This is a genomic window from Cryobacterium zhongshanensis, assembly GCF_022760445.1.
GTDB classification, from domain to species: Bacteria; Actinomycetota; Actinomycetes; order Actinomycetales; family Microbacteriaceae; genus Cryobacterium; species Cryobacterium algoricola.
Genome location: NZ_JALGAR010000001.1, coordinates 1,359,361 through 1,382,847, shown reverse-complemented (window position 1 = coordinate 1,382,847; position 23,487 = coordinate 1,359,361). Strand labels below are relative to the sequence as shown.

At 69.5% G+C, this 23,487-nt stretch carries 25 protein-coding genes and 2 tRNA genes; 12 read left to right on the top strand and 15 right to left on the bottom strand.

Going from position 1 to position 23,487, the window contains the following annotated elements; genetic code table 11:
• Positions 1-293 precede the first annotated feature (293 nt).
• The 4 genes from MQH31_RS06235 to gabT all read right to left on the bottom strand — a co-directional run bounded on the left by MQH31_RS06235 (position 294) and on the right by gabT (position 5,992).
• Entirely contained in the window at positions 294-1,682 is a 1,389-nt protein-coding gene (locus MQH31_RS06235; RefSeq protein WP_134532208.1) for a flavin monoamine oxidase family protein, read from the bottom strand.
• A 55-nt stretch (positions 1,683-1,737) separates the two neighbouring features.
• Positions 1,738-3,147: an NAD-dependent succinate-semialdehyde dehydrogenase gene (locus MQH31_RS06230; RefSeq protein WP_243011685.1), complete on the bottom strand. Its 1,410-nt coding sequence runs from the start codon at positions 3,145-3,147 to the stop codon at positions 1,738-1,740.
• Between the two features lie 167 nt (positions 3,148-3,314).
• Positions 3,315-4,631, bottom strand: coding sequence for a Glu/Leu/Phe/Val family dehydrogenase (locus MQH31_RS06225; protein ID WP_243011333.1), 1,317 nt, complete (start codon positions 4,629-4,631; stop codon positions 3,315-3,317).
• Positions 4,628-5,992, bottom strand: coding sequence for a 4-aminobutyrate--2-oxoglutarate transaminase (gene gabT / locus MQH31_RS06220; RefSeq protein WP_243011332.1), 1,365 nt, complete (start codon positions 5,990-5,992; stop codon positions 4,628-4,630). Before gabT ends, MQH31_RS06225 begins: the two co-directional genes overlap by 4 nt.
• 141 nt (positions 5,993-6,133) lie before the next feature.
• On the opposite strand from gabT, the gene MQH31_RS06215 reads away from it, so the two are divergent.
• Positions 6,134-7,711 (top strand): PucR family transcriptional regulator, encoded by a 1,578-nt coding sequence (locus MQH31_RS06215; protein ID WP_243011331.1) that lies wholly within the window; start codon positions 6,134-6,136, stop codon positions 7,709-7,711.
• Positions 7,712-7,774: 63 nt separating this feature from the next.
• Here MQH31_RS06215 and MQH31_RS06210 read toward each other — a convergent pair whose 3' ends face one another.
• Complete coding sequence (locus tag MQH31_RS06210) at positions 7,775-8,647, bottom strand: pentapeptide repeat-containing protein (RefSeq protein ID WP_243011330.1); 873 nt, start codon at positions 8,645-8,647, stop codon at positions 7,775-7,777.
• A 53-nt stretch (positions 8,648-8,700) separates the two neighbouring features.
• Entirely contained in the window at positions 8,701-9,378 is a 678-nt protein-coding gene (locus MQH31_RS06205; RefSeq protein ID WP_243011329.1) for a DUF8185 domain-containing protein, read from the bottom strand.
• A gap of 67 nt (positions 9,379-9,445) precedes the next feature.
• On the opposite strand from MQH31_RS06205, the gene MQH31_RS06200 reads away from it, so the two are divergent.
• Positions 9,446-10,321, top strand: coding sequence for an acyl-CoA thioesterase (locus tag MQH31_RS06200; protein ID WP_241975973.1), 876 nt, complete (start codon positions 9,446-9,448; stop codon positions 10,319-10,321).
• Positions 10,322-10,339: 18 nt separating this feature from the next.
• Here the strand turns inward: MQH31_RS06200 and MQH31_RS06195 are convergent, their stop codons facing one another.
• Both MQH31_RS06195 and MQH31_RS06190 read right to left on the bottom strand, forming a co-directional pair.
• Complete coding sequence (locus MQH31_RS06195) at positions 10,340-11,104, bottom strand: anti-sigma factor family protein (protein WP_243011328.1); 765 nt, start codon at positions 11,102-11,104, stop codon at positions 10,340-10,342.
• The gene (locus MQH31_RS06190; protein ID WP_134532223.1) at positions 11,101-11,637 is read right to left on the bottom strand and encodes a sigma-70 family RNA polymerase sigma factor; all 537 of its coding nucleotides are present in this window, start codon (positions 11,635-11,637) and stop codon (positions 11,101-11,103) included. Before MQH31_RS06190 ends, MQH31_RS06195 begins: the two co-directional genes overlap by 4 nt.
• A 177-nt stretch (positions 11,638-11,814) precedes the next feature.
• On the opposite strand from MQH31_RS06190, the gene MQH31_RS06185 reads away from it, so the two are divergent.
• Positions 11,815-12,285, top strand: a complete 471-nt coding sequence (locus tag MQH31_RS06185) for a QcrA and Rieske domain-containing protein (RefSeq protein WP_243011327.1) — start codon at positions 11,815-11,817, stop codon at positions 12,283-12,285.
• A gap of 11 nt (positions 12,286-12,296) precedes the next feature.
• On the opposite strand, the gene MQH31_RS06180 is transcribed toward MQH31_RS06185, so the two are convergent.
• Genes MQH31_RS06180 through MQH31_RS06165 form a run of 4 tightly spaced genes read right to left on the bottom strand, consistent with a single transcriptional unit; the run spans position 12,297 to position 15,497 of the window.
• Entirely contained in the window at positions 12,297-12,788 is a 492-nt protein-coding gene (locus MQH31_RS06180) for an acyl-CoA thioesterase (RefSeq protein WP_243011326.1), read from the bottom strand.
• A 7-nt stretch (positions 12,789-12,795) separates the two neighbouring features.
• Positions 12,796-14,478: an energy-dependent translational throttle protein EttA gene (gene ettA / locus MQH31_RS06175; protein WP_134532229.1), complete on the bottom strand. Its 1,683-nt coding sequence runs from the start codon at positions 14,476-14,478 to the stop codon at positions 12,796-12,798.
• 5 nt (positions 14,479-14,483) lie between these two features.
• On the bottom strand, positions 14,484-14,978 hold the full coding sequence (locus MQH31_RS06170; protein ID WP_243011325.1) for a DUF6993 domain-containing protein: 495 nt from the start codon (positions 14,976-14,978) through the stop codon (positions 14,484-14,486).
• Positions 14,979-15,020: 42 nt separating this feature from the next.
• Complete coding sequence (locus tag MQH31_RS06165) at positions 15,021-15,497, bottom strand: single-stranded DNA-binding protein (RefSeq protein WP_243011324.1); 477 nt, start codon at positions 15,495-15,497, stop codon at positions 15,021-15,023.
• 207 nt (positions 15,498-15,704) lie between these two features.
• Here MQH31_RS06165 and MQH31_RS06160 point away from each other — a divergent pair, with 207 nt between their 5' ends.
• From MQH31_RS06160 to MQH31_RS06145, 4 genes are all read left to right on the top strand, one after another.
• Positions 15,705-16,715, top strand: a complete 1,011-nt coding sequence (locus MQH31_RS06160; protein WP_243011323.1) for an aldo/keto reductase — start codon at positions 15,705-15,707, stop codon at positions 16,713-16,715.
• A complete protein-coding gene (locus MQH31_RS06155; RefSeq protein ID WP_243011322.1) occupies positions 16,716-17,669 on the top strand; it encodes a DMT family transporter in 954 nt (317 codons plus the stop codon).
• Between the two features lie 122 nt (positions 17,670-17,791).
• Entirely contained in the window at positions 17,792-18,061 is a 270-nt protein-coding gene (locus MQH31_RS06150) for a hypothetical protein (protein ID WP_241975975.1), read from the top strand.
• A 103-nt stretch (positions 18,062-18,164) separates the two neighbouring features.
• On the top strand, positions 18,165-18,878 hold the full coding sequence (locus MQH31_RS06145; protein ID WP_134532237.1) for a hypothetical protein: 714 nt from the start codon (positions 18,165-18,167) through the stop codon (positions 18,876-18,878).
• 58 nt (positions 18,879-18,936) lie between these two features.
• Here MQH31_RS06145 and nadE read toward each other — a convergent pair whose 3' ends face one another.
• The gene (gene nadE / locus MQH31_RS06140) at positions 18,937-19,758 is read right to left on the bottom strand and encodes an NAD(+) synthase (protein ID WP_134532239.1); all 822 of its coding nucleotides are present in this window, start codon (positions 19,756-19,758) and stop codon (positions 18,937-18,939) included.
• 101 nt (positions 19,759-19,859) lie between these two features.
• On the opposite strand from nadE, the gene MQH31_RS06135 reads away from it, so the two are divergent.
• The gene (locus MQH31_RS06135; RefSeq protein WP_243011321.1) at positions 19,860-20,540 is read left to right on the top strand and encodes a VOC family protein; all 681 of its coding nucleotides are present in this window, start codon (positions 19,860-19,862) and stop codon (positions 20,538-20,540) included.
• Positions 20,541-20,567: 27 nt separating this feature from the next.
• Here MQH31_RS06135 and MQH31_RS06130 read toward each other — a convergent pair.
• Positions 20,568-20,640, bottom strand: a tRNA-Arg gene (locus tag MQH31_RS06130).
• A gap of 105 nt (positions 20,641-20,745) precedes the next feature.
• Between MQH31_RS06130 and orn the strand changes: the two genes are divergently transcribed.
• The 4 genes from orn (at position 20,746) to MQH31_RS06110 (ending at position 23,204) form a co-directional block, all read left to right on the top strand.
• Positions 20,746-21,366, top strand: coding sequence for an oligoribonuclease (gene orn / locus MQH31_RS06125; protein ID WP_243011320.1), 621 nt, complete (start codon positions 20,746-20,748; stop codon positions 21,364-21,366).
• 48 nt (positions 21,367-21,414) lie between these two features.
• Positions 21,415-21,490 (top strand) — tRNA-His (locus tag MQH31_RS06120).
• A gap of 50 nt (positions 21,491-21,540) precedes the next feature.
• Positions 21,541-21,906 carry a metallopeptidase family protein gene (locus MQH31_RS06115; RefSeq protein WP_243011319.1) on the top strand — a complete coding sequence of 122 codons (366 nt, stop codon included), beginning with the start codon at positions 21,541-21,543 and terminating at the stop codon, positions 21,904-21,906.
• 23 nt (positions 21,907-21,929) lie between these two features.
• Complete coding sequence (locus MQH31_RS06110) at positions 21,930-23,204, top strand: D-alanyl-D-alanine carboxypeptidase family protein (RefSeq protein ID WP_243011318.1); 1,275 nt, start codon at positions 21,930-21,932, stop codon at positions 23,202-23,204.
• A 4-nt stretch (positions 23,205-23,208) separates the two neighbouring features.
• Here the strand turns inward: MQH31_RS06110 and MQH31_RS06105 are convergent, their stop codons facing one another.
• Positions 23,209-23,469, bottom strand: coding sequence for a hypothetical protein (locus tag MQH31_RS06105; protein ID WP_134532249.1), 261 nt, complete (start codon positions 23,467-23,469; stop codon positions 23,209-23,211).
• Between the last annotated feature and the right edge of the window lie 18 nt (positions 23,470-23,487).

Here is a 23,487-nt window from a genome sequence, read left to right as displayed (position 1 = left end):
GCGCACCTCGCGTCGCGGCGTGCGCCGGAAGCGACGCCGCGAGATGAAAGACACGCCACGAAAACGGAATCACGCCACGACCACGCCGCGGTGCAGCATCCGTCTCGGGGCGCGGCCTCCAGCTCGCGGCGCACGGCGCGTCTCGGAGTGCGCGCCTCGCCTCGCGGCGCGCGCTGGAAGCGACACCGCGAGACATAGCCGACGCCGCGAGACGTAGCCGACGCCGCGAGACGTAGCCGACGCCGCGAGACGTAGCCGACGCCGCGAACCGCGAGCCGGCGCCCGGCGGACGCCTAGTCCAGGACGCTCGTCAGCGTCGCGACCGGCTCGAGCACGGCCGCGATCGCGGCAGCGGTGTCGCGGCCCATCCGGATCGCCCCGTCGACGTGCTGGTAGCCCTTGCCGGCCAGGTCGCTGCAGGAGAAGTGGATCGGCCCGACGGGGGTGCGCAGGTCCGCGCCGTAGCGGGCGAGGCCGCCGAGGTCGAAACTCGCGGCGTATGCGCCGCGAGTCCATTCCTCGTTGCCCCAGTCGCTCTCGTAGTAGACCGCCGGCGAGAGTGCCTTGTCCCCGAAGTAGTGCGAGAGCGAAAGCAGGATGCGGGCCCGGCGTTCCTCCGCGGGGAGCCGGAACACGGCATCCGCCGCCTCGTCGGAGACGAAGCCGACGAGGGTGCCGCGTCCGTCGCCGAAGGTGGTGTTGTCGTAGGCCTCGTGCACGAGCTCGTATGGGCTGAACGCGGTACCGGAGAGACCGTCCTCGCGCCAGAACGGGGTCTCGTAGACCGCGTGCACCTTGATCACGAGTCCCATCGAGAGGTGCTGGTGCAGCTGGTGCTGGCGTCGCGGCAAGGCGGGTTCGAACGAGATCCGGCTGAGCAGGGTCGGCGGAAGCGCAAGGATCGCCCGGCGGGCGTGCACCTCGAGTCCGTCGGTGACCGCGACGACACCCTCGTCGTCCCAGCGCAGGGTGCGCACCGGCTGGCCGAGGTGCACGTCGTCGCCGAGCTGCTCCGCGAGCAGCAGCGGGACCTGCTGGAGCCCGCCGACGACCCGCTCGTCGAGGATGAAGTCGGCGTCGACCAGGTTACTGAAGCTGCCGGCGCTCGCGGCCATCAGCAGGGCCTGCAGCGCGGAGAAGGCGTGCGCGGGCTTGGTCAGCATGGCGCCGGCGATGAACATCGCGACGTTGTCGCGGGCTTCCTGGTCCTCGGTCTGGGTGGCGAGCCAGCCGGCGAAGGAGATCCGGTCGAGCTCCACCGCCCGAGGGTGCGCCCACGGCCGGTCGGGGTCCACCTCGGCGACGAGCGCGTCGAGGGTCTCGATGAGTGCGACGATCTCGGCCTGGGTCTCCGGGGCGACCGGGAAGATCTCGCCCTCGAAGCGGGTGCGCACCCCGGAGTCGTTGATGTAGACGTTCTCGCCGGCGCGGTACCGGGAGTAGGTCTCGAGACCGAGTTCGGCGAGGGTCTCCTTGAGCGCGTGCTGGTCCGGCGAAACCCACTGGCCGCCGATCTCGAGGGTCGCGCCCTCGATGTCCTCGGTCCACAGCCGGCCGCCGACCCGGTCGCGCGCTTCGAGCACGGCGACGGTGAGACCGGCCCGGCGCAGCGACGTTGCCGCGGTTAGTCCGGATGCCCCTGCGCCGATGATGACGACGTCACGGTCGATTCTGGTTGTCATGAAAACTCCTCCATACGTGGATGCTGCGAGGTCGTTCGAAAGTCGTGCGGGTCCCTCAGGATGCGGGGATCAGGGTGTACTTCGGGGACAGGTACTCGTGGATTCCCTCGAGTCCGCCCTCCCGGCCGAGCCCGGACTGCTTGACGCCGCCGAACGGCGCAGCGGCGTTGGACACGAGTCCCGTGTTGAGTCCCATCATGCCCGTGTCGAGCCCGGCGATCATCCGCTGGCCGCGGGCGATGTTCTCGGTGAAGACGTAACTGATCAGCCCATACTCGGTGTCGTTGGCGAGGCGGATCGCCTCGTCCTCCTCCGTGAAGGTCACGATCCCCACGACGGGGCCGAAGATCTCCTGGCGGAGCAGGTCGCTGTCCGGCGCCACGTCGGTGAGCACGGTCGGAGCGTAGAAGGAGCCGGGCCCGTCCGGACGGAATCCACCGGTGAGGAGGGTGGCGCCGCGATCGATCGCGTCGCTCACGAGCCTCTCGGTGTTGGCGACGGCCGCGTCGTTCACGAGCGGGCCGATCGTCACCCCCGGCTCGGTGCCCCGACCGATCCGGAGGGCTTCCACCCGCGCGACGAGACGACGCGCGAATTCGGCGGCGACGGATGCGTGGACGATGAACCGGTTCGCGGCCGTGCACGCCTGGCCGATGTTGCGGAATTTCGCGAGCATGGCGCCGTCGACGGCGCGGTCGAGATCCGCGTCGGCGAAGACCAGGAACGGGGCGTTGCCGCCGAGTTCCATCGAGGTGCGCAGCACGCCCTCCGCGGCCTGGCGGAGCAGTGCCCGGCCGACCCCGGTCGAGCCGGTGAAGCTGAGCTTCCGGAGCCGGGGGTCTGCGATCAGGGGTGCTGCGACCGTCGCGGAGTCCGAGGTCGTGATCACGTTGACGACTCCGGCGGGAACCCCCGCGTCTTCGAGCAGCTGGGCGAAGAGGAGCGTGGTGAGCGGGGTGAGTTCCGCGGGCTTGATCACGATCGTGCAGCCCGCGGCGAGCGCGGGGGCGATCTTGCGGGTCGCCATCGCGAGCGGGAAGTTCCACGGGGTGATCAGGAGGCACGGGCCGACCGGGCGCTGGGAGACGACCATCTGGCCGGTGCCCTCCGGCGCCTGCCCGTAACGCCCCCCGATCCGGACGGCCTCCTCGCTGAACCAGCGCAGGAACTCGCCGCCGTAGCCGACCTCGGCGCGGGCCTCGGCGAGCGGCTTTCCCATTTCGATCGTCATGAGCAGGGCGAAGTCCTCCCGGCGTTCCTGCAACAGGTCGAACGCGCGGCGCAGGATCTCGGCCCGCACCCGCGGCGCGGTCGCCGCCCAGGCGGGACCGGCAGCGACGGCGGCGTCGAGGGCGCGGCGGCCGTCTGCGACGTCCGCGTTGGCGATCCGCGTGAGCTCGAGCCCGGTCGCGGGGTCGACCACGATGATCGGCTCCCCGCTGCCGGGCTGCCAGGTGCCGTCGATGTAGAGACCGACGGGGACCCGGGCGAGGAGTTCGGCCTCCCGCTCGGTGCCGGCAGGGGTGTTCTCGCCGGCGGCGGGAGCCGGGGGGTGGTTCTCGGTGGTGAGACTGGTCACGGGTGTTCTCTTTCGGTCACGGTGCAGCTACGGCAGTGGGCGGCGATCGGGCGTCAGGGGTAGAGGCCGCGCAGGAGGTGGGCCTCGGCGACGCGTTCGACGGCGAGGACCGTCGCCGCTGCCCGCAGGGACAGGTCGCGGGAGGCCGCGGTCTCGACAACCTGCTGCCAGGCGGCGAGCATCCGCTCTTCGAGCTTCTGTTCGACCTCTGCGGCATTCCACCAGTAGGCCTGGTTGCCCTGCACCCACTCGAAGTAGGAGACGAGCACTCCCCCGGCGTTCGCGAGGATGTCGGGCACGACGAGCTGCCCGTTGGCGGCGAAGATCCGGTCGGCGGCCGGGGACGTCGGGCCGTTCGCGCCCTCGACGATCACGCGGGCCGTGACGCGGGCCGCGTTCCCGGCGTGCAGAACGCCCTCGACCGCTGCGGGGACCAGCAGGTCGACGTCGAGCTCGAGCAGGGCGTCGCCGTCGAGCGGGTCTGCACCGGCGAAGCCGACGACCCGGCCGGTCGCGGCGACGTGCGCGTCGAGCCCGGCGAAGTCGATGCCGCGCTCGTTGTAGACGGCCCCGTACTGGTCGCTGACCGCGATGACCCGCACCCCGGCGTCCGCGAGGAACACGGCGGCGTCGTGCCCGACCTTGCCGAAGCCCTGCACGGCCGCTGTCGCGCCGTAGGGGGTGATGCGGCGGTGCCGGAGGGCGGCGAGTGCGACGTGGGTCACGCCGCGGCTGGTCGCGCTCGCCCGGCCGTGTGAACCGCCGAGGCTGATCGGCTTGCCGGTGACGATCCCGGGCACGGTGTACCCGACGTTGACGGAGTATGTGTCCATCATCCAGGCCATGGTGCGCTCATCGGTGCCGATGTCGGGGGCGGGGATGTCCTTCTCCGGGCCGATGATCGGCAGGATCTCGCTCGTGTACCTGCGGGTGACGCGCTCGAGTTCGGGAAGCGAGAACTCGCGCGGATCGATCGTCACGCCGCCCTTGGCGCCCCCGTACGGCACGTCGAGCAGGGCGCATTTCCAGGTCATCCACATGGCGAGGGCGCGCACCTCGTCGAGGGTCACGTGCGGGCTGTAGCGCAGGCCGCCCTTGGCCGGGCCGCGGGAGAAATTGTGCTGCACCCGGTAGCCGGTGAACAGGCGGGTGCTGCCGTCGTCCCGGCGCAGCGGAACGGCGACGGTGAGCTCACGGCGCGGGGTCGCGAGCAGTGCGTGCAGGCCCTCCGGGTAGCCGAGCAGGGCCACGGCGTCGCTCAGCTGCGAGCGGGCGTCGACGAGCGGCGTGGCAAGCGGCGTGGCGAGTGCGGGGCGGATGCCCGCTGCCGCGCCGGTCAGCACGGCCGGCCGGGCCTCGAGCAGGCTCATGCGTTCGCCAGAGCGTGGGCGACGACCTGGAGGCCCTCGACGAGGAGGTCATCCGAGATGCTGAGCGGCGGCAGGAACCTGATCACGTTCCCGTAGGTTCCGCAGGTGAGGACGATGACGCCCTGCGCGTGGGCGGCGGCCGCGACGCGGGAGGTGAGGGCGGCATCCGGTTCGCCCGTCGCCGAGTCGACCAGTTCGATCGCGATCATGGCGCCGCGGCCGCGCACGTCGCCGACCCGCTTGTCGAAGGCGCGGATGGCGTTCAGCCGGCCGGTGAGGATCGTGCCGATCTCGCGGGCGCGCTGGACGAGGTTCTCGCTCTCGTAGGTGTCGAGGGTGGCGAGGGCCGCCGCGCAGGCGAGGGGGTTGCCGCCGTAGGTGCCGCCGATGCCGCCGGCCTGCGGGGCGTCCATGATCTCTGCGCGTCCCGTGACCGCGGAGAGCGGGAGGCCCCCGGCGATGCCCTTGGCCATCACGATCAGGTCGGGGACGATGTCCTCGTGGTCGCACGCGAACATCGCGCCGGTGCGGGCGAAGCCGGTCTGGACCTCGTCGGCGATGAAGACGACCCCGTTGGCGCGGCACCAGGCCAGGAGGGTGGCCAGGAAGCCCGCGGCCGGGACGATGAAGCCGCCCTCGCCTTGGATGGGTTCGATGATGAGAGCCGCGAGGTTCTCCGCGCCGATCTGCTTCTCGATCTGGGAGATGGTGCGCTTGGCGGCGACGACGCCGTCGAGGCCGCCGTCCCGCAGCGGGTAGGACATCGGCGCCCGGTACACCTCGGCGGCGAAGGGGCCGAAGCCGTTCTTGTACGGCTGGTTCTTCGCGGTGAGGCTCATGGTCAGCGTGGTGCGGCCGTGGTAGGCGTGGTCGAAGGCGACGACGGCCTGCCTGCCGGTGTAGTGCCTGGCGATCTTCACGGCGTTCTCCACGGCCTCGGCGCCGGAGTTGAACAGGGCGGTGCGCTTGGCGTGCTCTCCGGGGGTGATCCGGTTGAGCGTCTCGGCGACCTCGATGTAGGAGTCGTACGGGGCGACGGTGAAGCAGGTGTGGGTGAACTGGGCGAGCTGGGCGGCGACGGCCTCGACGACCCGGGGTGCACTGTTTCCGACACCGGTCACGGCGATGCCGCTGCCGAGGTCGATCAGGGAGTTCCCGTCGATGTCGACGAGCACGCCTCCTCCGCCGGCGACGATGTAGACGGGCAGGGTCACGCCGACGCCCGCGGAGACCGCGGCGGTCTTGCGGGCCTGCAGGGCCTGCGACTTCGGGCCGGGGATGCTGGTGACGAGGCGGCGTTCCTGCGGAAGGGACGGACCGCCGACGGGAACGGTGGTGGGCGGGGATGCGACGAGGGTCATGGCTGCTCCAGTTCGTAACCGAGGTGCATCGACCGGGCGGCGTCGATGTCAGGTGCCATGGTAGGCAGGGCGCCGACCGCGGCGCGCTCGCCGAACTGTACAGATTGGTGGCGAGGTTTCGACACGTTGTACACTCGGCGCATGTCCCCGCCCACCGCACCGCCGCCGCTGCCCGGGCTGCGCCGCCTGCTCGGCCAGCCGGACCTGGGGCTACGCCTGCTCACCCCGGAGGCCGGGCTGCCGCCGTACGCCCTTGACCAGCCCGTCGAATGGGTGCACAGCTCCGATCTCGCCGACCCGACCCCGTTCCTGTCGGCGCACCAGATGCTGCTGACGACGGGGCGCCAGTTCGCGGAAGTCCTCACGGATGCGTTCTACGTCGACTACGTGACCCGGCTGCGCGACCGCGGCATCGTCTGCCTCGGCTTCGGCACGGAGGTCCTCCGCTCCGGCACCCCGGACGCGCTCGTCGCGGCCTGCCAGTCGCGCGGACTCCCCCTCGTCGAGGTCCCGTACGAAACGCCGTTCATCGCCGTCGCGCGGGCGGCCGGCGACCTGGTCGCCGAGCTCCGCTATGCCCGGAACACCTGGGCGCTCGGTGCCCAGCGGGCGATCGCGCTCGCTGCGCTCCGACCGGACGGGCTCAGCGCGACCCTCAGCGAGCTCTCCCGCCAGCTCGGCCACTGGGTCGCGCTCTTCGACATGAGCGGAGCGCTCGACCGGGTCTTCCCCCGGGACACCTTCGCCGGGGCATCCGCTTCACGCGGTGCGCTCGACCGGGTGCAGCGCGAGGCGGCCCAGCTGATCCGGCGCGGGCAGCGGGCCAGTACCTCCGTCTCGACCGGCGGAGAGACGCTCTCCCTGCAGACCCTCGGGCGACGGGACCAGCTGCGCGGTGTGCTCGCTCACGGCGGTCCCGGTGAGCTCGACCAGGCCAGTCAGGAGGTCGTGACGAGTGTGATCGCGCTCGCCGGGCTCGCGCTCGAGCAGAACAGTGCGCTCGACCGGGCACGCGGGCTCCTCCGCTCCGGTCTGCTGCACGCGCTCCTCGGGGGTGACATCGACCTCGTGCAGGCGACCTCCGGTGAGATGTGGGGGCCGCTCCCGTTCGAGCCGGTTCGGGTCGCCGTGACCGACCCCGCTCCCGAACGGCTCGACGCCCTCACCGAGTTCCTCGAGCTCCGGGTCGAGGAAAGCCCGGGACACCTGTTCTTCGCCCGCCAGGGCGGCCTCGTGGTCCTGTGCCTCGACGCGGGCGCCGGCCCCCTGCTCGACGAACTCGTCGGCTTCGGGCTGCACCTCGGGCTCTCCGACCGCGCGAAGTACCGTGAGCTGCCGCACGCGCTCGCCCAGGCGAGGCAGGCCCTCGAACGCTCGCACGAGGGCGCGCCCGGCATCGTCGAGTTCGACGTGATCTCACGGCAGGGCGTTCTCGCCTTCCTCGCCAGAACGGATGCCTCGGAAGTCGGCCGGGCGACGCTCGAGCCCCTCGCCGCTCACGACGCCGTCCACGCCTCCGACCTCATCCACACGCTGCGGGTCTGGCTCGAGCACAACGGTCAGTTCGGACCGGCGGCCACGGAACTCGGCGTGCACCGGCACACGGTACGGGCCAGGGTGAGCCAGGCGGAGGCTCTGCTCGGCCGGGACTTCGGCACCTTCCATGCGCGCGCCGACATCTGGGCGGCACTGCTCGCATCCGGCGACGACGCCGGCTGACCGCGTGAGTGCGTCAGCACGTGAGCACGTGACCGCCTGAGGTCGCGGGCGCCGGGCATCCGCTCACCGGCGGTTTCGCGACCAGTGCGCGGGACGGGCGAAGCCGGGAGGCAGCAGTGTGAGGCCGTCGCCCCGGGCGCTGCTGACCTGCATCTGGGTCAGGTAGATCGCACCGGCGAGGTCGGCGCCCGCGACGTTCGCGTCGCGCAGGTCGACACCGAGGAGGTCGCAGTGCGAGAGCAGGGCTCCGCTGAGGTCCGCGCCGATGAGGAGGGAGCCGCGCAGGGTCAGCCCACGAAGGTCCGCACCGGCGAGGGCCGCGCCCGCCAGGTCCTTCCCCGGGCCGAGCCTGCGCCGAACGCCCCGATCAGGGAGCCCGCGGAGGACACCCCTGCGCGCGTCCTCGCTTGCCTGGAGCAGCAGCGGGCGGGCCGCGGAGTACTCCTCGTCGACGTCGAGGCCCAGGAGCCGGTCCGGCTGCTCCCGGCTGAGCGCGCTGACGCGATCGAAGCGGGACAGCAGCGGAGTCGCATCCCCGGTCTCCCCGGTCTCCCCGACGAGAACGATCGCCTGCTCGAGGTACCAGAGGAGTTCGTGCAGCCGCCGCACGATCGGGAAGGTCGCGAACATGGCGGTCCTGGTGGCCGGATCGGATCGCCAGGACCGGCCCTCGAAGGTGTGCTGCGAGACCTTCTGGCCGGCACCGAAGCAGTCGAACACCATGCAACCGACGAACCCCCTGGGGCGCAACTCGGTGTGCACGCGGCACGCGTCGTGGTCGTCGAGGTTTTCGCAGGGATCGCCGGCCGGCTTGTCGAACGGGAAGTCTGCGGACCTCGCGAAGGCCAGGGCGACGCAGCAGAGACCGAAGCACCTGGCGCAGTCGGCGCCCAGGTCCTCCCGGCGCCCGAGCTCAACCCTGGTTCGTTCCCTCATCGCGTTCATCGTAGTTCATGGTCCGGGCCGGACCCCGGCATACGAGGGCGCGATCAGGCGCGCAGCGACCAGGGCTTGCGACGCACGAGGATGTGGCCGCGGCTCGTGCTGAGCCGGGTCCACGGCCCGGTCTCGAAGAGACGCACCGGTTCGTCCTTCGGCAGGAAGCCGAGGCTCACCGCTGCGAACGCCGCACCGGCGGGGACGATCTCGAGTCCGGCGATCGGGCGACCCCACACCTCGGCGCGCACCCGCTGCACGACCTGGGCACCCGAATCCCGCGGCACGGTGGCGGCGACCTCGTCGATACCGGCGGCCGCAGCGGACGCCAGGAGCGCGGCATCCGTCTCGCCGAGCAGTTTCCAGCCGCCCCGGGGCGGGGAGATGCCGGCCCAGGTCACGGTCGTGACCTCGAGGGGCACGGTCACCGCGACGGGGGCCTCCTGGTCGTTGCCCGCGGCGGCGAGGCGGGCGACCCGGTCGAGCAGGGAACGCACCGGCACGACGGCGTCGAGGTCGACGGGGGCGTCGAGGCCGAAGGCGCGCAGGCCCAGCACGGTCGGGCTCCCGTCGAGGAGGCCGCGCGGGTAGAGGATCGCGGAGTACACCGCGAGCGCCCCCGCGGCCGAAATCAGGCGCACCGAACCGTCCTCGATGCGGCTGGCGCGCGACAGGTAGACCTGCAGATCGCTGAGGGCATAGGAATCCGTGAGAATAAATGACTGGCTCATCTGCTCCTAAACTACCAAGGTACGGCGAGGCCCATATCGCCTTCGCGAGAACGAACGAGGAGGACGCATGGACATGCCGATGGAGGGTCTCTTGAACGCCCTCGACCTGACGGATACCGGGGCGCGAACGAGCGAAGACATCTTCACCGGCCCGTCGCAGTGGATGCCCCTCGGCCGGGTGTTCGGCGGACAGGTTCTCGCGCAATCCCTGGTCGCCGCGATGCGCACCGTTCCGGACGACCGTCACCCGCACTCGATGCACGGCTACTTCCTGCGTCCCGGCGACGTCAGCCAGCCGATCACCTTCTCCGTGGACCGGATCCACGACGGCCGCTCGTTCTCCACCCGGCGCACACAGGCCTACCAGAACGGCAACCCGATCCTCTCGATGATCGCCTCCTTCCAGGATGACGACGAGGGCCTCGAGCACCACATCGACATGCCGGCCGGGTTGCCGGATCCGGAGTCGCTGCCGACCGCCGCCGAGTCCCTCGCCCAGGTCGACCACACGATCGCCCGCTACTGGGCGAGCGAACGCCCCTTCGACATGCGGCACGTGCCCTCGCCGATCTACCTGCAGGTCTCGGGCGAGCACACCAGCCACCAGGCGGTCTGGATGAAGACCCTCGGCCCGCTCCCCGACGACCCCGACCTGCACCGCGCCGCCCTGGCATACGCGAGCGACTACTCGATCATGGAGCCGGTCATGCGCCGCCACGGCATCGCCTGGGCGACGCCGGGACTCAAGGTCGCCAGCCTCGACCACGCGATGTGGTTCCACCGCTTCGGGCGTGTCGACGAGTGGATGCTCTACGTGCAGGATTCCCCGACGGCCCAGGGCGGCCGCGGCCTCTCCACCGGCAGCATCTACAGCCGTGAAGGCCTTCTGCTCGCGACCGTCGCCCAGGAAGGCATGGTCCGCGTTCCCGCGAACCACGACTAGGGGCGGTTACCCAGCCGGCTACCGTGCCGGCTCGGCAGCGAGCAGCACGACACCGGCCGGCTGCAGGCGGATGTCCACGGACGCGATGTCACCGGCATCCAGTTTCGTGGTGCCCGCGACAGGAACCGTCATCCCCGGCCCCGCGAGCCAGCTCGCCACTTGCGTCGCCTCCCCGGTGCGGTCCGTGACGAACATCGCGTACGCGCGTTCCGATCCGGGGGTGGCGCCTCCGGGGGTGGGTCCGGCGCCGTCCCCGGGCGCGCCGTAGCTGCAGGAGCCGTCGATGCGGGTGCCGCCGGCCTGGGCGACGATGCGGACATCCGCGCTCAGCGGGTTCGGGACGACCTGGAGCAGGGTGACGAGCTCTCCGAGGGGTTCCGTCGTCCCGGCGGGGGCGAGCCGGGCCGGCAGCACGATCGCAACGGTCGCCGCGACGGCCGCGACCGCCAGCAGGAGCCCCGCTTGCAGCATCCGCCCGCGACGCCGACGCCGGCGCGCGGCCGTGAGCAGGCGCGGCAGGCTGTCCGGCCTGGGCGGGGTTTCCGGAGACTCTGCGGAGGCCAGCACCTCGTCGATCGGGACGAGGCCGAGGAGACCGGGGATCCCGGCGACCTCGGACACCCGCAGGGCGCAGTCGGCGCAGGTGCGCAGGTGGCGTTCGTAGTCGTGGCGATCCTCCGCCCCCAGGGCACCGAGCACATATGCGGCATCCCACTCGGCGTAGGGGTCGCGCCCGGCTCCCGCAGAGCCTGAGTCTGCAGCGCCGGATCCTGTCGTGTTCATCGCTCGGTCACTCCCCTCTCGGTGAGGCTCAGGCGCATGGCACGCAGGGCGTAGTGCAGGCGCGACTTCACGGTGCCTTCCGGGATGTCGAGGGAGCGCGCGGTCTCGGCGACCGTCTGGCCACGGTAGTAGGCGCAGACGACGACGGCCCGGTGGTCGCTCGAGAGGCCGTCGAGGGCATCCGCCACCAGCCAGGCATCGAGGAGGGCGGCCGTCGCATCCGTCGTCAGCCGCTCGGGAAGTTCGTCGGTGCTGATCTCGTGCCGGTTCCTGGCCGAGCGCCATTCGTCGATGACGAGGTGGCGGGCGACGGTGAAGAGCCAGGCGCGCGCGGACTCAGCGTCGTCGAGCACCCGGGGCAGCCGCCAGGCGCGCAGCAGGGTCTCCTGCACGACATCGTCGGCGAGTGCGGAATCCCCCGTCAGCCGGGACACGTACCGGTGGAGTGCCACGGCGTGCGCGTCGTGCAGGGCGCGCAGCAGGTCGGCACGCGCGTCGACGGGCCGTTCCCCGCGTCCGGCTTTCTGCACCACGGCGCACCTCCTCTCGTTAACACGGGATCACTGAGCCATTCGTTCAGTCGCCGTCGAATTTCCTCGACGATGATTGAACCGATGGCCGCGCGTTCTCGTAGTAACTAGTAGCACCCTAATGAGTAGCACCCGCATTCGCCGCCACCGACCGCCACGACCACCATCACGAGGAGAATCATGACGAACGACACCGCGGTCTCCCGCCGCACCGCACTGCTGATCGGCACCGCAGGAACCGCCGCAGTGACCCTCGCCGCGTGCGCCCCGACCACGACGGGCGGCACGGCCGGAGGATCCGCCGGAGGATCGACCGGGGCGGCGACGACGGGCAGCACGGCCGCAGCGGGTGGCGGCGGCGGAACAGTGGTCGCCAAGCTCTCCGACATCCCGGTGGGCGGCTCGATCGAGACCGCCCTGAACGGCAAGGCCATCTTCGTCAGCCAGCCCACCGCGGGCAAGGTCGTGGCGTTCAGCGCCGTGTGCACGCACCAGGGCTGCATAGTAAAGCTCGCCGACTCGTCGTTCGACTGCCCCTGCCACGGTTCGAGGTTCGACAAGGACACCGGCGCCGTGCTCGCGGGCCCCGCGCCGAAGCCACTGCTCGGCATCAGCGTCACCGTCTCGGGAGACTCGGTCACCGCGAGCTGAGCAGCCGGGGGTCAGTCTTCCGGGAGGGCTGCCCTGCGGCTGAACCGCACGGGGTCTTCGAGGTAGGGCAGCCATGCCGCCCGCTCTTCGTCGGTGATCTTACGCGGGCGCTGAGTCGCGGCGTCGATGAGCACGATCGTGGTGCTGGCCTGGGCGTACAGCAGCGCCGGCTCGGCGTCCACCGGCCCCCAGACCTCGTAACACACCTCGAGGCTCGCCCCGCCGACCTTGCCGAGCCACAGGCGGATGTCCACGGGCTGCCGAAGGTACGGGATCGACAGCAGGTACTCGGCTTCGAGCCGCGCGATCACGGTCAGCGTCGCCGCGCCGGGCCGGCCGTCGAGAACGGCGGTCCCGGCCCCTGAGCCCGGTTCCACCTCCTCGTCGAGCCAGAACGCCTGGATGCGCGCCTCCTCGAGGAGGCGCAGCATCGAGGCGTTGTTGACGTGGCCGTACGCGTCGAGGTCTGACCAGCGCAGGCTGATCGGCACGTGCAGCTTCACGACGTGCCTAGTCGCGCGTGAGCTTGCGGTACGCGGACCGGTGCGGCTTCGCCGCGTCGGGGCCGAGCCGCTCGATCTTGTTCTGCTCGTAGGATTCGAAGTTGCCCTCGAACCAGTACCAGCTCGCCGGGTTCTCGTCCGTGCCCTCATAGGAGAGGATGTGCGTCGCGATCCGGTCGAGGAACCACCGGTCGTGAGTGATGACCACGGCGCAACCGGGGAATTCGAGCAGCGCATTCTCGAGCGAGCCGAGGGTTTCGACGTCGAGGTCGTTTGTCGGTTCGTCGAGGAGCAGCAGGTTGCCGCCCTGCTTGAGGGTGAGCGCGAGGTTCAGGCGGTTGCGCTCTCCACCGGAGAGCACGCCGGCCTTCTTCTGCTGGTCGGGGCCCTTGAATCCGAAGGTCGACACGTAGGCGCGGGACGGGATCTCGGTCTTGCCGACCTGGATGTAGTCCTGGCCGTCGGAGACGACCTCCCAGAGGGTCTTGTTCGGGTCGATGCCGGTGCGGTCCTGGTCGACGTAGGAGATCGAGACCGTCTCGCCGATCTTGAGCTCGCCGCCGTCGAGCGGTTCCTTGCCGACGATGGTCTTGAAGAGCGTGGTCTTTCCGACTCCGTTCGGGCCGATGATGCCGACGATGCCGTTGCGCGGGAGGGTGAAGCTCAGCCCGTCGATGAGCATCCGGTCGCCGAAGCCCTTTTCCAGCTTCTTCGCGTCGATGACCTGGGCGCCGAGGCGCGGGCCGACCGGGATCTGGATCTCTTCGAAATCGAGCTTGCGGGTGCTCTCCGCAGCGGATGCCATCTCTTCGTAGCGCGCGAGGCGCGCCTTGGACTTGGCCTGGCGTCCCTTGGCGTTCGAGCGGACCCACTCGAGTTCGTCGGCGAGGCGCTTGGCGATCTTCGCGTCCTTCTTGCCGGCGATCAGGAGACGTTCCTGCTTCTTCTCGAGGTAGGTCGAGTAGTTGCCCTCGTAGGGGTAGAGGTGGCCGCGGTCGACCTCGGCGATCCATTCGGCGACGTGGTCGAGGAAGTACCGGTCGTGGGTGACGGCGAGGACGGCGCCGGCGTACTGGGCGAGGTGCTGCTCGAGCCAGAGCACGCTCTCGGCGTCGAGGTGGTTGGTGGGCTCGTCGAGGAGGAGCAGGTCGGGCTTCTGCAGCAGGAGCTTGGTCAGCGCCACGCGGCGCTTCTCACCACCGGAGAGGTCGGAGACGGCTGAGTCTCCCGGCGGCGTGCGGAGGGCATCCATCGCCTGTTCGAGCTGGGAGTCGAGGTCCCAGGCGTCCGCGGCGTCGATGGCTTCCTGCAGGGTGCCCATCTCGGCGAGGAGGGTGTCGAAGTCCGCGTCGGGTTCGCCGAGTGCTGCGCTGATCTCGTTGAACCGGTCGACCTTGGCCTTGATCGGGCCGACGCCTTCCTGCACGTTCTCGAGGACCGTCTTGGTCTCATCGAGTTCCGGCTCCTGCATCAGGATGCCGACGCTGTAGCCCGGTGAGAGCTTCGCCTCGCCGTTGCTCGGTGTGTCGAGGCCCGCCATGATCTTGAGGATCGTGGACTTTCCGGCGCCGTTCGGCCCGACGATGCCGATTTTGGCACCGGGGAAGAACGACATCGTGACGTCGTCGAGGATGAGCTTGTCGCCTACCGCCTTGCGTGCGCGGACCATCGTATAAATAAATTCGGCCATAGTGCTTACCAGTCTATTTGGCGCGTGGCCCCGATCAGACACCGGCCGGTCGAGATCGTGGTCGTGAACATGCTGTGGTACCCGCCGGACTTCGGCCCGTTCTGGCCGATCAGGCAGCCGTCGGGGAAGCGGACCGAGAATTGCACGGAGTCGGCGTCGAGGTTGACGCTCGTCTTGTCGAACCCGACCTCCATCGTCGCTTTGTCGAATCCGGCGGCGACGAGGGCGTCCACGACGCCGCGCCCGCCCGTCGCGGGATCCACGGCAGCGGCGATCTGGTCGAAGTATGCGTGGTTCGCCTGGGCGCCGAGTGCGGGACGCACCGTCGGCGCCGCGGTGGCGGTCGGCGTCGCCGTGGCGGACGGAGTGCTCGTGGGTGTGGCCGCCACGGGCGTGGGTGCGGCAGTGCCCGCGGTGCAGCCGGCGAGGGCTGCGACGACAAGGCCGCCGATGACGACGGCAACGAAGGGTCGGAGTGTCGTCCTGTGTACTGCCGGCACGTGTGTCCTCCCGAGGCCGCGATGCGGCCAGTGCCATCGAGTCTAAACCGAGCGCATGGCGGACTCGCCAGCGGCAGCGGTCGTAGCGGCGTCAGCGGCAGCGTTCGTGGCAGCGGCGGCCGGATCCGGCGCGATCGGGAGCCCTCTGGCCTCCGCCGTGCCCGCGACCGGGCGCAGGTAGTTCGTCGTGCACCAGCCGAGGTCGTGGCCGACCGCCTCGGCCTCGACCTCGACGGACGTGCCAGATCGCTCGGCGTTCTGCCACGCCCGTACCCGCAGCTGCCCGGCCACGAGGACGTGCTCGCCCTTCCGTACCGACCGCACGACGTTGTGGGCCAGGTGGCGGAACGCGGTCACGGTGTACCAGTTCGTGTCGGCGTCGACCCAGCTGTGCAGGTTCCGGTCGTACCGGCGCTGCCCGGACGCCAGCCGGAAGGAGGTGATCGCGAGTCCTGCGCTCGTCACGAGGTGGCGCGGCGTGGTCGCCACGATTCCGGTCACGGTGATGCTGTTGCTCATGGGGTCTCCCGTCCTGGTCGGCGCCGGACGCTCGCCCGGCGTTGGCCCGGGGGCGACGCTCGTGCCTGTCTCCGACGCCCCCGGGTCACGTCCGAGTGTGCGGCCGTGCGCACCCGGACGATTCGCGGCATTCGCTTGTGGGGAAAACGCCGCAGAACGGCTGCCTGGTGAGGAGGGAACCCTCCCCTGCGGCCCTAAAGTGATCCCATGAGCTTTGTCGCCGCTGAGAACCGCTATTCGGACATGACCTATCGCCGGACCGGACGGAGCGGGCTCAAGCTCCCGGCCCTCTCGCTCGGTCTGTGGCACAATTTCGGACACGAACGCCCCATCGACACCCAGAGGGCCATTCTCCGCAGGGCTTTCGACCTCGGCGTCACGCACTTCGACCTCGCCAACAACTATGGCCCGCCGTACGGTGCTGCGGAAACCAACTTCGGCCGGATCTTCGCGGAGGACTTCACGCGATACCGCGACGAGATCATCGTGTCGAGCAAGGCCGGGTACGACATGTGGGCGGGTCCATACGGCGACTTCGGCTCGCGCAAGTACCTGCTGTCCTCCCTCGACCAGAGCCTCGGACGCCTCGGCCTCGACTACGTGGACATCTTCTACTCGCACCGCCCGGACCCGGAAACCCCGATCGAGGAGACGATGGGCGCCCTCGCGACCGCCGTCCAGCAGGGCAAGGCCCTCTACGTCGGCGTGTCCAACTATTCGCCGGAGGAGACCAGGGCCGCCGCCGCGGCGCTCGCCGAGCACAAGATCCCGTTGCTCATCCACCAGCCGCGGTACTCGATGTTCGACCGGCACATCGAGGACGGCCTGTTCCCCGTGCTCGACGAACTCGGCATCGGCAGCATCGTCTTCTCCCCACTCGCGCAGGGACTCCTCACCGACCGGTACCTCGGCGGCAGCGTCCCGGCCGGGTCGCGCGCTGCGACGAGCCGTTTCCTCTCGGAGAACGCCCTCACGGACAGCTACTTCGAACGAGCCCGTGCCCTCAACGAGATCGCGCTCGACCGGGGCCAGACCCTCGCCCAGCTCGCGGTGACCTGGATCCTGCGCCAGCCCCAGGTGACGAGCGTGCTCGTCGGCGCGAGCAGCGTGCACCAGCTCGAGCAGACCGTCGCCGCCCTCGACGCGCCGGCACTGACCGAAGCCGAAATCACGGATATCGAGCCGTTCGCGGTGCACGGCACCGGCCGGGACTCCTGATTGGGGTACCTGTACGCGCTCCTCGCGTCCCTGCTCTTCGGGCTCAACGGCTCGACGACGAAGGTCATCGTCGAGGCGGGACTGTCCCCCGCGCAGCTGACCTTCGTCAGGGTCACGGTGATCATGGTGCTCGCGGGCACCGTCCTGCTCGTCACGAACCGGAGGGCCTTCCGCATCGACCGGCGCCAGCTCGCCGTGATGGCGCTGCTCGGCGTCGCCGGGGTCGCGCTGATCCAGTGGTTCTACGCCGTCGCGATCAGCCTGCTTCCCGTCGGCATCGCGCTCATGCTCGAGTATTCCGGCGTGCTCCTGATCGCCCTCGTGGCGCGCTTCGTGTTCAGGGAACGCGTCAAACCGCGGATCTGGTGGGCGATCGGGTGCGTCCTCGTCGGCATGGCCGTCGTCGCCCAGATCTGGGCGAGCCCGCTCTCGACGCTCGGGGTACTCGCCGGCGTCGCTGCGGCCATCTGCCTCGCCGTTTACTTCCTGGTCGGTGAGCGCCAGGTGGCGTCCTCGTCACCGCTCGCCGTCGCCTTCTGGTCGATGCTGTTCGCGAGCGCCTTCTGGTTGTTGTTCAGCGGATGGTGGCAGATCGACCCTGCACTCCTCACGCAGTCGGTGCACCTGCACGGCCACCTCGAGACCGTGGCGGCCCCGCTCTGGACGCTGCTGCTCTGGAACGGGGTGCTCGGCTCCTTCGCCCCGTACCTGTTCTCGTATATGGCCCTCGCCCGTCTGACCGCGACCGCCGCGGGAATCGTGTCGGCGTCGGAGGTCATCTTCGCGTTCGCCTTCGCGTTCCTGTGGCTCGGCGAGACCCTCGACGGCGTCCAGGCGATCGGCGCCGTGCTCGTCCTCGCCGGGATCATCGTGGCCCAGACGGCACGGGCCAATCGGCCCGTGGACCTGGACTTGGCCGGCCCCGGAGTCACCGGCGCCATCCAGCTTCCGTAGCTCCCGGACGGCACCGGCCCCGCCGGGCGACCGGCGGCCGGTCCACTGTCGGAGGTCCCCCGTAGCGTGCTGAGCACAGCACCAGCCACTCGAGACCCCGCCACCCGGCACCGGAGGACCCCATGACCGACACCCCGTTCCTGGCCCCGTTGCGAGCCCCTGTGCGAGCCCCTCTCCGCGACATCGCGTCCGTTCGCGGCCTCGCCCTGGTTCCCGTGAAGGACGGGCTCTGGCGCGTCACGGGCCGTTCGGGTGCCGTCCTCGGCCACATCGAACGCAAGCTCGACGACCGCGGAGAGTCCTTCGCTGCCCGGCGGTTGCTCCCGGCTACCCGCACCCTCGATCTGGGCACCTTCTGGCAGCTGGCGGATGCGGCGGACTGCTTCCGATGACTCCGGTGGCCGCAGTGGCGTACACCAGTGAGATATCCGCCACATTGAGGCACGCCGTCCGCAAAGCCGTCCAACCCGCCGCGCTCGCGATAAAGTGCCGCACATGACGTGGTGGAATAGTTTTGTATCCTGGCTCACGGCAGCCAGCAACCAGACCGTGGTGAACACAGCCGTGGTGTTCATTGTCGCGATCCTGATCGCCGGCGTTCTCACCGCCCTGATCGGGCGCGGTGCCATCAAGCAGCTCCTCGTCCAGCACGACCGTGAGCTCAAGGCCGCTGCCATCGGCGCCCTCATCGATGCCGCGACAGAGGCATCCGTCTGGAACTCCCTCACCCCGCAGGAACAGGTGATGGCGGACCGCGCCGTCGGCCAGGCCGACATCCAGGTGCGCCTGCTTCCGATTCGCGGCTCCGGCGTCGCGGCCAACTGGGCGTCACACCAGCTCAACGAGCTCAAGCGCACCTCGGCGACCTTCGGCTACCAGCTGGAGCCCGCCCTGCTGGAATTCCGTGATCGACTGATCGAGTGGCAGGACAAGCCCCGCCGCACCCGCAAGGTGTTCCAGAGCGACCTCGACCGGTGGAAGACGCAGAACTCCACCTCAGAATCGAGCCTGCTCGCCCAGCAGGACGCGTGGGCGGCCCAGCAGCACCACGACCAGTTCAACGAGGCGCTGCCGGCAGCGCCGGTCCCCGCCACGCCCTCACCGAGTGTGCACGCGGCCAGCCAGTCCACGCCGTCGACGGAAACCCAGCGCCTCCTCGACGACGTCCAGGCCCTCGAGGTACGACCGGCACCGATCAACCACCCGTAGTTCGCGCACGACAAATCGCCCGGAGCATTCTGGCTCCGGGCGATTCGTGTTTAACGGCTCAGCGCCACCACTCGTCGAAGAGGGACGCCGGGACCTGACGCTTGTGCTCGGTGTTGAGGAACCGTGCCTCGATCGCCGCCGCGACCTCCTCGTCGACGGGAAGGCCCTCGAGGTAGTCGTCGATCTGCTCGTAGCGCAGGCCGAGGTTGTCCTCGTCGGTCTGGCCGGGGTTGCCGTCGAGCAGGTCGGCCGTCGGAGCCTTGAGGTAGAGGTGCTTCGGCGCACCGAGTTCGATGAGGAGGGCCTTACCCTGGCGCTTGGTCAGGCCGGTGAGCGGCAGCACGTCGGCGCCGCCGTCGCCGTACTTGGTGAAGAAGCCCGTGACCGCCTCCGCGGCGTGGTCGGTGCCGATCACGAGGAGGCCACGCGCCCCGGCGATCGCGTACTGCGCGACCATGCGCTCCCTGGCCTTGGTGTTGCCCTTGTCGAAGTCGGGCAGCACCTCCCCGGTGCTGTCCTCGTATTCGGCGGCGATCCCGTCGACGGCGCGCTGCACGTTGAAGGTGAGTGCGGTGTGCGGCTGGATGAAGTCGAGCGCGAGCTCGCCGTCGGCGTCATCGTGCTGCACGGCGTACGGCAGCCGCACGGCGACGAACTCGAACTCCTGGCCGGCGTCATCGAGTTCCTCGATGGCGAGCTGCGCGAGGCGGCCCGCAAGGGACGAGTCCTGCCCGCCGCTGATCCCGAGGATCAGCCCCTTCGCACCCGAGCCCACCAGGTACTCCTTGAGGAAGTCCACCCGTCGGCGGATCTCGGCAGCCGGATCAATGGTCGGTGACACATGCAGTTCGGCGATGATGCGCGCCTGAAGTTCTCCCATACCTCGAATCTATCAAAACGGCCGGCCCGGCCATCCCCGCAAACACTGTGCATTGCTCCGGTGGCCTGTGAATTCTGTGCCCGAAGGCCTTGACTGGGGGCATGCAGATCACGAAGGTGTCCGTGCGCGTGGGGAACGTGAGCGAGGCCGCGCAATTCTTCGAGAACGTCCTCCTCCTCAACGTCGACCGGACAGGGCTCCGGAGACCGGACACGGTCGAGGTACGTATCGGGACGACCCTGCTCGAGCTCACGGAGGACGAGAACGCCGTCGGCCGGCACCACCTGGCCATCACGATCCCCTCCAACAAGTTCACGGCGGCCCGCGAGTGGCTCGAGCCCCGATCCGCCCTCATCGGCACTGCCGACGCCGACGAATTCGAGTTCGCAGCCTGGAACGCCCGCTCGCTGTACTTCACCGGGCCGGACGGTTCGGTCCTCGAGTTCATCATCCGTCGCGACCTCGACAACAACACGCCTGGCGCATTCACGAGCGCCGACCTCCTCTGCATCAGCGAGGTCGGAGTCGCGACGAGCGACGTCCTCGCGACGGCCGCTCTCCTGAACCGCGAAGCGGATGTCCGGCCGTACATCGGTGAGCCCGGCCGCAGTTTCGCCCCGGTCGGAGACACCGACGGCCTGCTGATCCTCGTCTCACCCGGCCGTCCCTGGTTTCCCACCACGGACCGCGGGGCATCACCGGGTCCGATCCTGGTCGAGGCAACGGGTCCCCGGCCGGGAGACTACCCGCTGGGCGTCGGCAGCCTGCTGCGCATCCGCTGAACGGGTGTCGCGGCATGTGTGGCACGGTGCCCCCGGTTGGAATCGAACCAACGACAAGCGGATTAGAAGGCCGCTGCTCTATCCACTGAGCTACGGGGGCGCACAGCGCTTCAACGATACCGCAGACCCGGAGAGCCCAGGATCCCGTCCGACGCGGACTCTCGGCACCGAGGGCCACGTCGGACCCCGCCGCTAGACTCGGACCATGACAAAAAGCAGTGACCGGTTGGTCTGGATCGATTGTGAGATGACCGGGTTAGACCTGGAAAACGATGAACTGGTGGAGATCGCCGTGGTCATCACCGACTACGACCTCAACGTGATCGACCCGGGCCTCGACATCATCATCAAGCCGAACGCCTCCGCGCTCGCGAACATGAACGACTTCGTGCGCAACATGCACACGACCTCCGGCCTCATCGAGGAGATCCCGAACGGGGTCAGCGCCGCAGAAGCCGAATTCGAGGTCCTCGAGTACGTGCTCAAGTTCATTCCCGCGGAGCAGAAGGCGCCCCTCGCTGGAAACTCGATCGGAACGGACCGCTCCTTCCTCGCGAAGTACATGCCGCGCCTCGACAACCAGCTGCACTACCGCAACGTCGACGTCTCCTCCATCAAGGAACTGGCCCGTCGCTGGTACCCGCGGGTGTACTTCAACGCCCCCGTCAAGGACGGCGGCCACCGCGCCCTCGCCGACATCCTTGAGTCGATTCGCGAACTCGCGTACTACCGCAAGACCGTGTTCGTGGCCGACCCCGGGCCCACGAGCGACGAGGCAAAAGCGAGCGCGGCCGAAGCCGTGTCAGCATTCACCCCAAACGTGTAATAGAATTCTTGAGTTGCCGCTGCTCCTTCGGGAAAAGCGCAGCACATGGTGGTTGTAGCTCAGTTGGTAGAGCGTCCGGTTGTGGTCCGGAAGGTCGCGGGTTCAAGCCCCGTCAGTCACCCCAAGTAGAGACGGCATCCGTTCGGCAGTGTCTTCCTATGACATGCTGAACGGATGCCGCAGCTCAGCCCCGATGATTTCAGTCACGAGGAATTCGAGAAGATCGTCGTCGACGAACTCGATCTCCTGCCGGACGACATGGTCGACGGCCTCGAGAACGTCATCTTCGTGGTCGAGGATCGTCCCGAGGACGGTTCCCTGGACACGCTCGGCCTCTATGACGGCGTCGCACTGACGCAGCGCGACCAGTACGGCTTCGGGGAGATGCCGGACCGGATCATCCTGTACCGGGAGGCCCTGCTCGCGATCGTCGATTCCCTCGACGAACTCCGCGACCAGGTGCACATCACTCTCGTGCACGAAATCGGACATTTCTATGGGATCGATGACGACAGGCTGCACGAGCTCGGCTGGGGATGACCGGCACTTGTTAGCCTCGACTCATGAGTAGATTCCGGCCCGGCCGCGCCCTGGGCATCACGGTTGGTGCCCTTGCGATCCTGGTCATCGGCGTCTACGGGCCGGCGACGCTCCTCGGGCCGCTCCCGATGGTCAAGGCGACCGTGGTGTCGGCGCCTGCTGCCGCGGCACCGGCCACTCCCCCGGTCCTCCCCGCAGCGGGCACGAGCGCGGTCGTGAGCCTGGTGCCGCCGGCCGCCGGCGCCACGACGACCGCGATGACGGTCGCGAGCACCCCGATCGCCGCAGCGGGCAGCACGACGCCGCTGCCGATGGCCGCGGCGGCGAAGGTCGTCGCAGCCCTCGTCGTGCTCTCGGCCAAGCCGCTCGACGCCGGAGCAGCGGGGCCCGGGGTGCCGATCACACCGGCCGACTATCAGGGCTACCTCGACTACGTGGCCAACGGCGCGCGCACGGTCATCGTCTTCCCGGGCGAGACCTGGACGCAGCAGGAACTCCTGCAGGCGATGATCCTCGGCTCGAGCAACAACCACGCGGACACCCTCGCCCGGTGGGCCTTCGGCTCCGTCGACGCGTACGTGAGCGCCGCCAACGCCTGGCTCGCGAAGGAGGGCCTGGCCGGCATCCACGTCGCCGATGCCACGGGCCTCGCGGATGCGAGCGCCGGAACCGGAACGGACCTCGCGCGGCTCGCGGGCCTCGCCGCGACCAACCCGGTGATCAGCCAGATCCTGGCGAGCCCGGCATCCGCACTGGTCGGCCAGCGCGGAGTCGACAACACGACCGCCTACCTGCCCGAGGAGGGCATCACCGGCCTCTCCCGGAGCTACACGGATGCCGGCGGCGTCTGTTTCCTGTTCACCGCAACCGTCGGAACCGCGCCGGCCGCCTTCACCTTCGCCGGTGCCCTGATCGGCGAGCCGGACTACGACACGCTGACGAGCGATCTGAAGGCCCTGATGGCCAGTGCGAAGGCAGGCGTCACCGACCTTCCGATCCTCGCGGAGGGCGCGGCATACGTGCGGTTCGACGCTCCCTGGGACGCGACGTCCACTGGCGTCGTGAAGACGGGTAAGACCCGGTTCGGCTGGCAGGCGACCCCGGTGGGAGCAGCGACGCTCGACCTGGATGCGTTCGCGACCGGCCGCTCCGGCACGACGATCGGCCGGGTCACCGTGGATGCGAGCGGGGAGGCCGTGACCTCACCCCTCGTGCTCGATGCGACGATCAGCGCACCCGGACCCGGCTGGCGGCTGCTCAACCCGGTGCCGATGATCTCGGCGCTTCTGGAGCAGTAGGCGATTACTCCGGCTGCTCTTCCGGAACGTACGGGTCGCTGTCCGTCGCGTCGAAGCGGTAGCGCACGTGGATCCGGCCCTGCACGTCGCGTTCATCGACCTCGTCGTACCAGAACAGGGTCTCGATGCCCTCGACGAGCGAGACCATGCTGATCCGGCTGTCGTGAGCGCCGCGCACGAGAACCCGGGAATCGACCTGCCCTTCGAGGGGGCCGTCGATGAATTCGGCGGTGTAGAACACTTCTTCGGGAGCTGGACTAGTCATACCTCCACGGTAGTCCGA